The following is a 12,447-nucleotide window of genomic DNA, read 5'->3' as shown; positions in this document are numbered from 1 at the left end:
AGAAGTAAAACAACTTTTACCTTATCAATAATTTTTTAGCAAGATAAAGTAATCACACTATTTGATGTTTTATCATAAGGTATATATCTTACAGATGTTGTTCTTCCCCCAATAATGCCAAAGTATATTTTATCATCTTTTCTATCATACATATATTTTTCATAAGATACGACCAATACAAAATGGTCATTGTATATCTTGTTATTCATTAAAAATAAAATTTGTGGACTATCGTTAATAATATTACTTCTTATAGTGTCTGTATTAACTCTTGCAGAATAGGAACAATTCAAACGAGTTACACCTACATCATCTATAAATGTTTCAATTGCATTAAATAAATCTTTTGCAAGAGCTCCGTTTCCACCAGCAGCACCACTTGTTTGTAATATTCTTCTATAAGTTGCATCCCAACTGCCATTAAGTTTTAATTTATTCATACCATATATCTCATCACAGTATGCAAATGCATTAACTGCTGCTACCGCAGAACAATTATCCCTATCTGGATATTGACCTTGGGTTACATATTTTACTGTATTATAATCATACATTTCTTGTCCATCGAAATCATCCCAATCTTCTTCAATATCAGCAGGATCTTCGATTTCAGCAACCTTACTAGCTCGTTCTAATGCATCATTCCATTCATTTTTAAATTCATCTTCAGAATCTCTTGCTTTTTTTAATGTTCCTTGTAATTCACTATATGTACCAATGTTCTGTCCATCTAAGTCAACAAGTTCCTCAGCTTCATTCTCTACTAAGTAGTCAATTCCACCAACGTAATACATTTTATTAGCATTTCTTGTTTTATTGGCTGCTGTGTCAAATATGCTTTCTCCATCAGAACAACTAAATTCTATAACTGGATGGTAACATTTTTGTGCTCCAATTACAATATAGCCACTATATGAACCATTTTCATCTAAAACATCAAATTTATATGCAGAAGGAGTATCACTTAAATCATACATTGTTATATTTTTTTCAAGAGTAAAATTTTCTGGAAATGTTTCTGTTACTCCTGGTGCTTTTGACCTTGATATAATAAATTGCTTTGCAACTAATTCTGCATCTTTTTCACTAATTTCATTTACGTTTTCTTTTATACCATTTTCAGTTTCTTCTAATACTACATTAATATTTTCCTCTAATTGTTGAGCAAATCCTGTTACTACAGAACCAGTTGCTATAACACAGCTTAATGCTAAAGCTATCATTTTTTTCATAATATATTCCTCCTAAAATTAACATTTGAAATTTTATTTTTTATTTGTTATACTTAGGAAAATGTCTTATAAAAATATAGAATTTTACTGCTGCCACGCAATACAAAACGCTATATTATAAGGCATTTTTTATTTTGTTATCCACCTCTCCAACGCATTTCAATCTTCTCCTTTCTTTTTTGTATTTATAATATTAGTTAAATGCTATATTATTTGTCATCTGATTCAGAGTCATTCCAAGTTTCCCTAATCCATTTTCTTAATTCTTCTGCTTCTTCATGTGTAAGACGATGTCTTGGGTCGCCAAAACAACGATTGATTGCAAATCCTTCTGTAAAAGGAAATAAGTATATTTCTTTTAATCTGCAAAAAAAATCTGCCAAAAATGTTTTCACTATTTATTCTCCTTTTTATCATGATATAAAAAATATGCTATATATAAGTCTTTATATAAAACTTACACATAGCATACCACTTTTTTGACAAAATGCAATACTTTTTTTAAAATTTAACAAAATATTTTTTTAATGAGGACACTTTTTATAGGATATTGAATTTTGTTCTTCTCTATTTCTTTCTGCTCCGCACTTACTGCATATTTCAGCGGTATAAATTGTTACAGTACAGCCACCATTCCCATCTTTTTGGTGATTACTATATTTGGTACTTCTATAATTATGAGAACAGCTTGCTCTTTCTATTGTTTCATTTTCATACATAGGCTCTGTTGTACCATCTTCATACATAATATAATTGTCGCACCCCTCTACTAATGTAAACTGCGGTAAAGAAGGATCTTCTAATGGTGATACATCATCAGGATATACATATGTGGTTATTTCTCTTTTAGGGTCATATTTTTCTACATGTGTTACTCGTTCCTCTTGATAAGCTAAAATTCCTACAGAAGATACCATCATCATAACAATCCATACACCAGTTGTTACTACTATTTGTAATTTTGTCATTTTTCTTATTTTTTTCATCGCTTTTAATCTCTCCTCTACTCTTTTTTTTGTACTATTTCCAAAGTAACTAATAGGTAAAAAACTTGTATTTTCATATTCTTCTTCATTATTTAAAAATTCTATCAAAAATTGCAATATTAACTTCTGGTATTGTTTTATTTCTTCATTTTTTAATGTCAAAACAACTGTTTCATCACAACTTAACTCAGAAATGGTATTGATTTGTTTCAGCAAAATATAACTAAGTGGATTAAACCAATGAATCATAACAACAAGTGTTCCCATTATTTTTAAAATAAAATCTTTTTTTTGAATATGCACCATTTCATGCTTTATAATTAATTCTAATTCTTTTTTTGTCATTTCTTCCACAGGCAAAAAGATGGTAGGCTTTAAAAATCCTATTGTCATAGGTAGTTCTACACCATATACTTTTTTAACAGAAATATCTTTTTTAATTTTTCGATATTTTTTCTCTTGTTCTATAAAATTTTTTTGATATTCTTCCATCTTTTTAGAAATACTATTTTGTAAAACAAAATTTAACTTTTTATACTGTGTTCTTTTTTTTATTAACATCACTATCATAACCATAATCCATGAACAAAAAAATAGTATCGTTACATAATGCTTTATATCAAAATTGTATAGGCTACCATCTGGTGTTATATAAAGGATATGTTTTATTTCTGTAACCTCTTTTATTCCTTGCTTTTCATAATGGAATAAATACTTTAATAAATCTAAATAATAATTTTTTAATCTTGGAAAAGGAATTAAAAAAGAAATTGTAGTAATTCCTAAAAGATTTCTTTTAAAAGAATGCGAAATCACTTCTATTTTTGAAATAAAATACCAAAATAAAAATAATATACTTCCTGTTAAAGACATCGCAAATATTGTGCTTTGTACCACTTTTCTGCCACCTTTATTCTTCAATCATATCTTTTAATTCTTCTATCTCTTTTTTGCTTAGTTTTTCTCCTCCAGTTAATGCACAGACAAAGTTTTTTAAAGAACTTGAATACATTTCATTTAAAAGGTTTTTCGTCCATTTTTGCACATACTGTTGTTTGGTTTGTATTGCAATATAGATGTAACTTCTTCTGGCAGTTTGTTCAATTCTTAGAAATCCTTTTTCTTCCAATCTTAATAAAAAAGTTCTTAAAGATTGTCTTTTCCATTCTTTGCCTTGCTCTGTAATAAAATGCTGTACTAAATCTTTAAATAACACCCCCTCTTTATGGCTCCAAATATAATCCATTACCTCCAATTCTAAGTCAGATAAATCATATTTTTTCATTCGATTTCTCCTTTCTTTTTTGAAAATCATTTGTAATATAAATAAGTCTTTTCTACTGATATTTCTATAATAAGTCATGTTTCCTTTTTCGTCAATCTATTTTTAAATTTCGTATTGATAAAAATAAAATTGTTTTAGAAATTAGATTTTTTAAAAATTTTTATAAATATTTTTTTAGTCTATAAACAAATTTGTAAACAATTGGAATCTATAAAAATCATATAAAAAATAAAATCTGCACTGAGTGCAAGCAGGGGAAAGGGATATCCCTTTCCACGCTTGTTGGGGCGTGTCTACGCTTTGCTCCGGTCGGTGCTAAACGAATGTCCACTGGACATTCAGCACCCCCAAACCCCAAATGCAAATTTTTTTGAAATTTGCAAAACGCCTTCGGCGTGGCTAAAAACAAAAAACGCAAATAAAAAAAGAGGGAAAACAACATCAAATTGTTTTCCCATTTTTTATATTTCTTGGTCTTTTTCTGAGCTTTTTTGTTTGGTTTGGAGCAGTTTATCCATGTTTTGCTTTGCTGTTTGATACTCCAGCATTTCCTTTTTTGCTGTTGTATATTGTTGATAAAGCTGTTGTTTTTCTGCTAATAAATTTTGATTTTGTTGCTGTAATTCCTTTACTTTTGGCAGCTTTTTTTGATTGGTTTTTTCAAAAAATGCTTTTGCTTTTTCGTGCTTTATGATGTCCTCGTTATGCTCTTTTTTGAAATTTTGTTTGTCTTTTGTTTTCTGATATTGCTTATAAATATCAATGGTTCTAGCGTAATAAATGATGTTCGTCTTTAACTCCAAAACCTCTTTTATTTGCTTTTCTTTTTGTTTTAATTGATTAGATATTTCATTAAATTGCTTTGTGCTATTCTGTACTTGTTGCTCTAATTTTTGATAATCTACATTATTTTCTGTTAAAAAATTTACGGTATTTGCTGCTTGTTTTACATTAAATATTTTTGCCCATTGTTCATAAGCTGCACCTTTTCCATCTTTCTTTTTTTGCTCTATATCAATAAAGGAAGTGATACTTTTTTTAATTGTTTTTTCTTTTGACTGCTGTAATTTTATTTTTTCTGCAATGGCAGTTTCAGTATATTCTGCACCCAAAGTTTTCATTCTTGTAAAGCGATTTTGTCCGACTACTCTGAATGAAATTTGTTTTCCTTGTTTCACTTCATAACCTTGTTTCCTTATATTTTCAATAAAATCTTCAAAATTTTTGCTTTGTGGAATCATTTCATCTATGGTACTTTTTAATGTTTGTTTCCAACTTTTATTTTCTTTTTTTGCTTTCCATTCTGCATATTGTTTGCTTTTTTGTTGCGGTTCTTTTACAGTAGATAGACAATGTTCCTTACAAATTTTATCACTCAATTTTTGTGCTGATATTCCCCATCGCTTATAAGCATTAAACTTGTGTGTACAATCTAATGAAGTGCTATTAAATTCTACATGATTATGAATATGTTCTTTATCTGTATGTGTAGAAACTACAAATTGATGTTCTCCTTTTGTAAATTCATAGGCAAATTGATAACCAATTTCATGTGCTTTTTGTGGTGTAATTTCTTCTGGTTTAAATGACTGCATAAGCATATAGCTAATATTATCTTTATCTTTTAGCTGACTTCTTTTTGTTATCATTTCATACATTTTTTTGCTGATTAAAAATTCTTCTGCTGCTGTTTCTGGACTGCACCCATAAGCACTGACAAGCAATCCATTTTGTGTTTTTTCTGGATTTTTAGCGTAATCAATATGAAATTTGATACACTCTTTTACTGTTTGGTTTTTAGAAGTATGTCTGTTATGAAAATGAACAACTGCCATATACTCACCTCTTTTTTACAGAACTTTTTATAAAAATTGGTTCAATATTTGTTCTACAGAACACCATATTTTTTGGTAGTATTGTTGTAATTCTTTCATTTCTTCTGCATAAAAATTTCCTGTTTCATTTGTTCTTTTTGCAATCTGATTGATATTGTTGGATATAGAACGAAGCAATATAACAAGTTCTTGTATGCTATTCATATCTACAGAAATGATATAGCCTTCTGTTGCCATTTTTCTTAAATATCCTCTCATATTGTTTGTGTTAGCTGATTTCATTTTTTCATGAATGATATTTTTTTCTTGTTCAGAAACTTTAGTATAAAGTCCTATAGTTCTTTTTTGCATTACAACATCACCTCTTTTTGTTTTTTGATTTCTGTTGTATTTTCTTTTGGTTTAAAACTGTTTAGTGCAGTTAATATAGATGGCTTTTTTTCTTCTGCTTTTTCTGCATTTTGTTGACTTTGTGATGTAGAATTTCTTGGCTGTTCCATATCCAATTCTGCATTTAATTCTGCTAATCTTTTACTTTTTTGTTTTAATTCTTCTTCCTGCAAAAAAGGTTTTTCTACTTCTGCTTTTGCTTTTTCTAATTCTAAATGTAATTGTGTTAGCTTTTCTTTTTGTTTGTCTAATAGATGAGGAATATTTTCTATGGCATTATTTATTCTTGTGATATTTCCAAAAACATCTTGTCCTAATTCTATTTTATAATTGTTTGCTTGTTTTAGTGTAATTTCAAAATGTTTTCCTTCAAAACCTAATTTCATGTCAAAACCTTTGTAATTCCCTATAGAAAGTGATTGCTCTGTAGTTGTAATTGTTTTACAAAGAGAAAGAATTTTTTCTCCAGCTTCTTTTTTTTCTGTAAAATTTTTTCCTTGCAATATCATAAAAAAGTCATTTTCTTGTTTTGGATATTGTTGCAATATTGTAGTAGCTTGTTCTAATCGTTCTATTGTTTGTTCAGTATTTTTTATTATTTCAGGATAATGTATCGTAATTTTATCTTGTAAATAATATAATTGTGAAGTATAGTTCGTTTTCAAAACTTTTAATTTGTTCACTTGTACATCTAAATCCATTTTTTCTTTAATTCTTTTATCACCAGTTGTAAGAGATTTAATTTCTGCATACGAAAGAGTGGTACTGTCAATATCTTCTGCGGAACGAGCAGGATTTTTAGAAGTCATAACCTGTCCTATAAAACGCTGTTTGTTTTCAATTAGTGTCCAGTTGTACGAATCAAATGTATCTTTTGTTACATATCGAAATATATTTACTTTTTGATTTTCATTTCCTTTTCTGGAAATTCTACCCATGCGTTGTAGGTTAAGTACCCACCGCCTTACCATATCACTATGGCAGGTTTGCAAGTACTCGCCCCCGAACCGTGCTTGCACCTCTCAATGCACACGGCTCTCCATTAAAATCACTCAATCTAACAGTCCATGATGCAATTTTACATGACAATCATGACACAATGCGATTGTCTTGCGATTTCTTGCAATCATCAGTTTTTCCCAGTATTTTTTACCTTTTAAATCTTTTAATTTATGAACATGATGGATTTCTATTGGTACATTTTCTGCACCACATATCTCACATTGATTTGATTTCAATCTCTCCATCAGGCTTGTACTGTTGGTATGAAATATATATTGTGAAATACTATCTACAGAAATACCTTTTGCTACTTTTTTGCGTTTAAATCCTTTATTATAAAATAATCGGACTTTTTTATCACCATTTTTTACACTGTAGTGTATGCCAAAATCTTTCCCAACACGATATTTTGCTATCATTTTTTTCTTCGTGGAGCGATATTTTGTTGCATAAGTTTTGTACATACTATATTCCATAATATATTGAAAGCTGTTGATAATAAAACTATTATTCGTTATAGAATAATAATTGTAAAATCCTCGTATTTCAGCATTATATTTGTCAAGAATTTCGAGGTCATCACTATCTTTTAAAAAATATCGTGCTTTTGGTTTCCATATTTCTTTTCCATTTACATACGTTATCTTCATGGCTTGGTATTCCAGAAGTTTTTTACGCATAGTAGAGGAATGAATTGCTAATACAACAAGACCGCCATAATTTCTAACCATTCTTCCAATTTTATCTCTTTTAGGCAGATTTGATTTTCTAATATAAATATCATAGCCTAAAAATTTTGCTGCTTTTTGTGCATGAGTTATCAATGTTTTTTCTTCAGACAATTCCAGTTTTAACTGTTCTATAAGGAACTTTTTAATATCCCTTTTTATCGCTTCACAATCTACTTTACTGCCTATAATGCCTATTAAAAAATCATCAGCATAACGAGTATACTGCAACCTTTTATAGTTCTTATCCATCGCTTCAGAATAAGGAACATAACGCCTCTTTCGTTCCAATAATTTTATCTGTTTGATAATCTCTTGCTTTTGCTCTTTATCTGTACAGCTTTTTAATTTTCTTACCAAATTTCCTCTTTGTACTTCTAGTTTACGATATTCAGAGTTCCTTTTTCTTTCTTTACCGATATTAAATTTTTCAGCATATGATTTTATGTATTTGTCTAACTCATCTAAATAGATATTTGCTAATATTGGACTGATAATTCCTCCTTGTGGTGTTCCACTATATGTTTTATGATACTTCCAATCTTCCAGATACCCTGCATTTAAAAATTTTCTGATTAACCTCAAAAATCTTTCATCTTTGATTTTTTTCCTCAATAATGTAATCATAATGTTATGGTCTATATTGTCAAAAAAGCCTTTTATGTCTCCTTCCATAAACCATTTTACACCTGTAAATTTTGTCTGTATCTGTAACAAAGCTGTATGACAGCTTTTGTTCGAACGGAAACCATGAGAACTATTTTCAAAACTGCCCTCATATATAGCTTCCAGTATCATTTTTATTACTTCCTGCACCAATTTATCATCGAATGAAGGAATTCCTAAAGGTCTCAACTTTTTTCCATATTTCTTTTTGATATAAACTCTACGAGATGGATTAGGTTGATAACTTTCCTTTTTTAATTGTTCTATTAGCATATCAATTCTTTTTAGGCTCATTCCGTCAATCGTTTTTCTATCAGAACCCTTTGTCATATTTCCTTTGTTAGCATAAATTTTTTGATATGCTGCAAGGTACATTTCTTTGTTAAAAAGAATTCTGTATAATCGTTCATATTGATATTCTGTGTTTTTACTGTGGTCTGTTAGACTGTTTAACACTTTTTTTGGATTTCTCATAGTGTATCACACACCTTCCTAAATTCATGTTAAAGTATTTTAACTGCTGTCCTTCGCCATGTAAACGGCTTTCCCGTTCTCAGACTACTACGACAGCTCCGTTACCATACCGAATATTCAGTGTCATCTTTCTTGCTTTTTGGCTTGAAATTTATCCCCTCATGGCATTACACATAGCTTATAAAAGCATTTCGGCTTAGGTAATCTCCGTTTAACAATAATATAACTTAGCTTTATAGATTGTCGGATACAGTTTCCGTCCTTTTATACTTATTGTATATACGCTGTAATAAGTCTCTGCCATTTTACCTGAACAGCGGTAAAGTGGTACTACAGTATAGCGATTTTAGTTATCTTACGCTATCGTCCTGACACAAACCGTTCAGACTGCTGTTCAACCAGTATGGGCTTTATCCTCTTATCTATATTTCATCTCCCCGCTCAGTATCAGCTTGATAACTAGCTGACTTACGGCTTTTTCGGTATGCTATTTTCCTTGTTATTTGGTTTCCCTCACAAGTCAACCGAATGATGACAGACACTCTAACTTTTCACTGTTAGAGTTAAGACACTTGTCTGCTGTCTTGCTATTGACAGATTTATATTATTGTCTTTACGGACGCACATTCCATGTCTGCAAGCCGCCAAAAAAAAACAAGCTGAAAAGGCTCCCTACTGCGTAACAAACTCCATAATAAATTGAGGGCGAAAGAAGTTTACTGATTTCACCCTCTTGACTGCCCAACAGCAAAGGCGGGAAAAGCTGTCAAGGGCGCGTAGCGCGAAGTTTACCCTTGACAGCTTTTTCAGTCTTTGCTACTTCTTATCGGTCGAAGCGGAACTTCAATATGGCTTCAACCAGTTTTGCTTTTAATCTGTCCTGTGTATCGTCATTGATATATCCCTTATACATAGACAGATATTTGATGTGTGCGGTGTAGTGCTGCAATACTGCGTCTACTGCTTCCGGCTCTCCGGCAACGGCTTTTTCGATTACTTCAAAAGGTATCAGCTTTTTGTTCCTCATGTTCCAATTTCTCCCGTTCTTTCCGTAATTGTTTCAGCGCAACATTTCTCCTGCGGTTTATAGAACTCCTGCAACGCCCGTACAGTCTGCCAATTGCTTCATCACGATAACCAAGGAAATAATAAAGCAACAAGACCTCCTGGCGTAATTTCGGCAATCTTGATAATGCCGTAGCTAACGGTTCACTATCAACCACAACTTCTTTTCCCAACACAAGAAATACAGTCGGCTTGTCCCGCTTTTCAAAGTAGCTGTCCATAGCAGACGGTTCAAAATATTTCTCTGACATCAGATAGTCAAGGGATATTTCCCGTTCCTCTTTCCGTTTCAAATCCCGCCAAGCGTTGATTGCTTCATGGCGCAGGACAATCTTACAGAACGCATTGAACGCATACTCGATATATTCCATGAACCTTTCAGAATATCTCATTTTCTCTCACCCCCTTTCTTCCCAACAGGGGGCTATTACAGCAAACACCTAATACCGCATAAGGCGGCACAAATATCGGCGTAATATGAGTTATTAAGACATACTAAATGATATGTGTATTCATATTCATAGGCAGAATTTTCTGTTTCATAGAATAGAATTTTTTTAATGGTATTTTATATCCAGAAATATACTGGTAATAAAAAAAGGACATGACAGTACCCCTCCTATACCGCCATATCCTTAAAATAAATAATCTTATTTTTTGAAAACCTCTGTAATGATGTTCACGCATACTTCTTCACCCAATGCGTCACTGTTAAGGCATAAATCGTAATTCTGCGGTATGCCCCACGGACGGTCTGTATAGTGTGAATAGTAGATTTTTCTCCGCTCGTCTTTATCGGTGATTCGCTTTTGAATAGGCTTGTCGCTTTCTCCGTAACGTTCAAGAATACGTTTCGCCCGGTTCTCCCTGTCTGAATAAATAAAAACGTGTATGCAGTCGCTGTTATCCCGAAGAATATAATCACTACACCGCCCGACAATTACGCAGCTTTCTTTTTCCGCAAGGCTCTTAATAATCTTTGTCTGTGCAAAGTAAATCGTATCAGCGGGGAACGGTTCCATACGTCCATGCAAAGAACGGTTCATAACAAGGTTAAACAAAAGACTGTTCTTTGCGGTAGAATATTCTGCGGCTTCTTCAATAAATTCTTTTGAGAACCCTGTTTCCTCTGCAATTTTTTCCAATAGTTCCTGATCGTAAAATCCAATCCCCAGCGTTTCGGCAACAATTTTTCCTATGCTGTGTCCTCCGCTTCCAAACTCACGGCTAATAGTGATAATTCTCTTTTTCATGGTACTGTTCCTCCAATCTTTTCGTATGTCCCTATATGTCAAACAAAAGGCAACGGATAAAGCCTTTCTGTTGTTTGCGGCATATACCCATAGATAAATTAGGACGCATTTTCACTTATCTGATCCATTTTCTTAATTTCTTTATAGCAAAAAGCCCCCGAAAGGATAAATGCTAATGCGTCTGCGGTAGGTCCTGCCATTAGAATACCTGTCAAACCAAAAAAGCGTGATAAAATCAGCATAGCGGGAATGTAGAAAATTACCTGCTTTGACAGGGAAGTAATCGCTGCTTTCATGGGCTGACCGATTGCCTGGAACAACACCCCAGCACACATCTGTAAACCGTTCAAAAATGTAAGCAGTAAATAAATGTGGAAGCACTTAACGGCAAATTCTTCATACAGACTGGATTCCGTACCGAATATCCGAATAAGCTGCAACGGGAAGCACTGGAAAATAACCCATGAAACAAAGGTAATAATCGTGGCAACTCCGGCACTCAACAAAAACGTCTTTTTTACACGGTCATATTTCCTTGCTCCGTAATTAAACCCGATAATCGGCTGGCTTCCGCTTGCAACGCCAATACCAATAGAGAACGCAAGCATACTCACTTTCATACACAAACCAAAGGTCGTGAGGGGAATATCTGCGCCATAAACGGAGAGCGCGCCGTATTTTGTCATCAGATTGTTTGAAACAAATGCTACCACTGTTGAAGTTAAATTATTTGCCCCACTTGCAAATCCAAGGCTTGCAATTCGCCCCGCAGTCCAAATATCCAAAGTAAAAGACTGTCTGGAAAGTTTGATTGTTTTCAGCCGGAATAGATAAGCGATATTAAACAATAGTCCGAATAGCTGGCTTGCAACCGTGGCAATCGCCGCACCCTCAACACCCCAATGAAATACAAATATGAAAATTGGGTCAAGAATGAGGTTAAGAACCGCCCCGATCATCATGGCAAGCATGGCATAGCGTGGGCTTCCGTCTGTTCGGATTGCACTGTTAATGGTATTTCCGATAATCTGAAAGGTAAATCCAAGTACAATGATGCGTCCATAATCAAGAGCATAGGGCAATATATTTTCTGTTGCTCCGAATATCAGACATAACGGTTTCAAAAAAGCAAAGGCAAGAGCAGTCCAGATAATGCCGAAAATGCTTCCAAACATAATTGAAGTCCCTAAACCTTTTGCAGCTTTCTCACCCTCGCCTTTCCCAAGGCTAAGACTGAAAAAGGCGGCAAGCCCGTCACCGAAAAGCGTTGCAATAGCAATGGTAATCGTTGCGATTGGGGCGATAATGTTTGTGGCTCCATTCCCTAAAAATCCTACGCCCTGACCAATAAAAATCTGGTCTACCATGTTGTAAAGGGAATTGATAATCAGTGCTATGATACTGGGTATGGCATAGCTTGTAAGCAGTTTTCCAATTTTTTCATAGCCAAGTGGATTGGCTGTTGTCTGTGTGTCATTCATCATCGTGTCCTCCTTTAATTAGAATTCTAAATATAAAGGCAAAAAATAGA

The 12,447-nt window shown here is 32.8% G+C and carries 12 protein-coding genes; all 12 read right to left on the bottom strand.

Going from position 1 to position 12,447, the window contains the following annotated elements; all coding sequences use genetic code 11:
- Positions 1 to 35: 35 nt before the first annotated feature.
- The 12 genes from C820_RS13895 to C820_RS13840 all read right to left on the bottom strand — a co-directional run bounded on the left by C820_RS13895 (position 36) and on the right by C820_RS13840 (position 12,400).
- A complete protein-coding gene (locus C820_RS13895; protein WP_004036653.1) occupies positions 36 to 1,232 on the bottom strand; it encodes a hypothetical protein in 1,197 nt (398 codons plus the stop codon).
- Between the two features lie 209 nt (positions 1,233 to 1,441).
- The gene (locus C820_RS13890; RefSeq protein ID WP_004036654.1) at positions 1,442 to 1,627 is read right to left on the bottom strand and encodes a hypothetical protein; all 186 of its coding nucleotides are present in this window, start codon (positions 1,625 to 1,627) and stop codon (positions 1,442 to 1,444) included.
- Positions 1,628 to 1,756: 129 nt separating this feature from the next.
- On the bottom strand, positions 1,757 to 3,115 hold the full coding sequence (locus C820_RS13885) for a M56 family metallopeptidase (RefSeq protein WP_004036655.1): 1,359 nt from the start codon (positions 3,113 to 3,115) through the stop codon (positions 1,757 to 1,759).
- Between the two features lie 13 nt (positions 3,116 to 3,128).
- On the bottom strand, positions 3,129 to 3,503 hold the full coding sequence (locus C820_RS13880; RefSeq protein WP_004036656.1) for a BlaI/MecI/CopY family transcriptional regulator: 375 nt from the start codon (positions 3,501 to 3,503) through the stop codon (positions 3,129 to 3,131).
- Between the two features lie 461 nt (positions 3,504 to 3,964).
- Positions 3,965 to 5,338, bottom strand: a complete 1,374-nt coding sequence (locus C820_RS13875) for a relaxase/mobilization nuclease domain-containing protein (protein ID WP_004036657.1) — start codon at positions 5,336 to 5,338, stop codon at positions 3,965 to 3,967.
- A gap of 27 nt (positions 5,339 to 5,365) precedes the next feature.
- A complete protein-coding gene (locus C820_RS13870) occupies positions 5,366 to 5,689 on the bottom strand; it encodes a plasmid mobilization protein (protein ID WP_004036658.1) in 324 nt (107 codons plus the stop codon).
- Positions 5,689 to 6,720, bottom strand: a complete 1,032-nt coding sequence (locus C820_RS13865; RefSeq protein ID WP_004036661.1) for a hypothetical protein — start codon at positions 6,718 to 6,720, stop codon at positions 5,689 to 5,691. The genes C820_RS13870 and C820_RS13865 overlap by 1 nt, the downstream gene beginning before the upstream one ends.
- 60 nt (positions 6,721 to 6,780) lie before the next feature.
- Positions 6,781 to 8,598, bottom strand: a complete 1,818-nt coding sequence (locus C820_RS13860) for a reverse transcriptase domain-containing protein (protein ID WP_004036663.1) — start codon at positions 8,596 to 8,598, stop codon at positions 6,781 to 6,783.
- 823 nt (positions 8,599 to 9,421) lie between these two features.
- Complete coding sequence (locus C820_RS13855; RefSeq protein WP_004036667.1) at positions 9,422 to 9,625, bottom strand: helix-turn-helix domain-containing protein; 204 nt, start codon at positions 9,623 to 9,625, stop codon at positions 9,422 to 9,424.
- A complete protein-coding gene (locus tag C820_RS13850; protein ID WP_004036668.1) occupies positions 9,597 to 10,055 on the bottom strand; it encodes an RNA polymerase sigma factor in 459 nt (152 codons plus the stop codon). The genes C820_RS13855 and C820_RS13850 overlap by 29 nt, the downstream gene beginning before the upstream one ends.
- Before the next feature lie 258 nt (positions 10,056 to 10,313).
- Positions 10,314 to 10,916, bottom strand: a complete 603-nt coding sequence (locus C820_RS13845) for a cytidylate kinase-like family protein (protein WP_004036669.1) — start codon at positions 10,914 to 10,916, stop codon at positions 10,314 to 10,316.
- A gap of 98 nt (positions 10,917 to 11,014) precedes the next feature.
- Positions 11,015 to 12,400, bottom strand: coding sequence for an MATE family efflux transporter (locus tag C820_RS13840; protein ID WP_156801424.1), 1,386 nt, complete (start codon positions 12,398 to 12,400; stop codon positions 11,015 to 11,017).
- Between the last annotated feature and the right edge of the window lie 47 nt (positions 12,401 to 12,447).

It is taken from the genome of Clostridium sp. MD294 (genome assembly GCF_000364165.2).
Taxonomy (GTDB): Bacteria; Bacillota; Clostridia; order Lachnospirales; family Anaerotignaceae; genus Coprocola.
The sequence above is the reverse complement of the archived record's forward strand: the minus strand, read 5'-3'. Positions and strand labels throughout refer to the sequence as shown.

Excerpts from the sequence above, each read along its gene's own strand:
- C820_RS13875 (WP_004036657.1), bottom strand. The coding sequence starts at position 5,338 with ATGGCAGTTGTTCATTTTCATAACAGACATACTTCTAAAAACCAAACA.
- C820_RS13870 (WP_004036658.1), bottom strand. The coding sequence starts at position 5,689 with ATGCAAAAAAGAACTATAGGACTTTATACTAAAGTTTCTGAACAAGAA.
- C820_RS13860 (WP_004036663.1), bottom strand. The coding sequence starts at position 8,598 with ATGAGAAATCCAAAAAAAGTGTTAAACAGTCTAACAGACCACAGTAAA.
- C820_RS13880 (WP_004036656.1), bottom strand. The coding sequence starts at position 3,503 with ATGAAAAAATATGATTTATCTGACTTAGAATTGGAGGTAATGGATTAT.
- C820_RS13845 (WP_004036669.1), bottom strand. The coding sequence starts at position 10,916 with ATGAAAAAGAGAATTATCACTATTAGCCGTGAGTTTGGAAGCGGAGGA.
- C820_RS13840 (WP_156801424.1), bottom strand. The coding sequence starts at position 12,400 with ATGATGAATGACACACAGACAACAGCCAATCCACTTGGCTATGAAAAA.
- C820_RS13850 (WP_004036668.1), bottom strand. The coding sequence starts at position 10,055 with ATGAGATATTCTGAAAGGTTCATGGAATATATCGAGTATGCGTTCAAT.
- C820_RS13855 (WP_004036667.1), bottom strand. The coding sequence starts at position 9,625 with ATGAGGAACAAAAAGCTGATACCTTTTGAAGTAATCGAAAAAGCCGTT.
- C820_RS13895 (WP_004036653.1), bottom strand. The coding sequence starts at position 1,232 with ATGAAAAAAATGATAGCTTTAGCATTAAGCTGTGTTATAGCAACTGGT.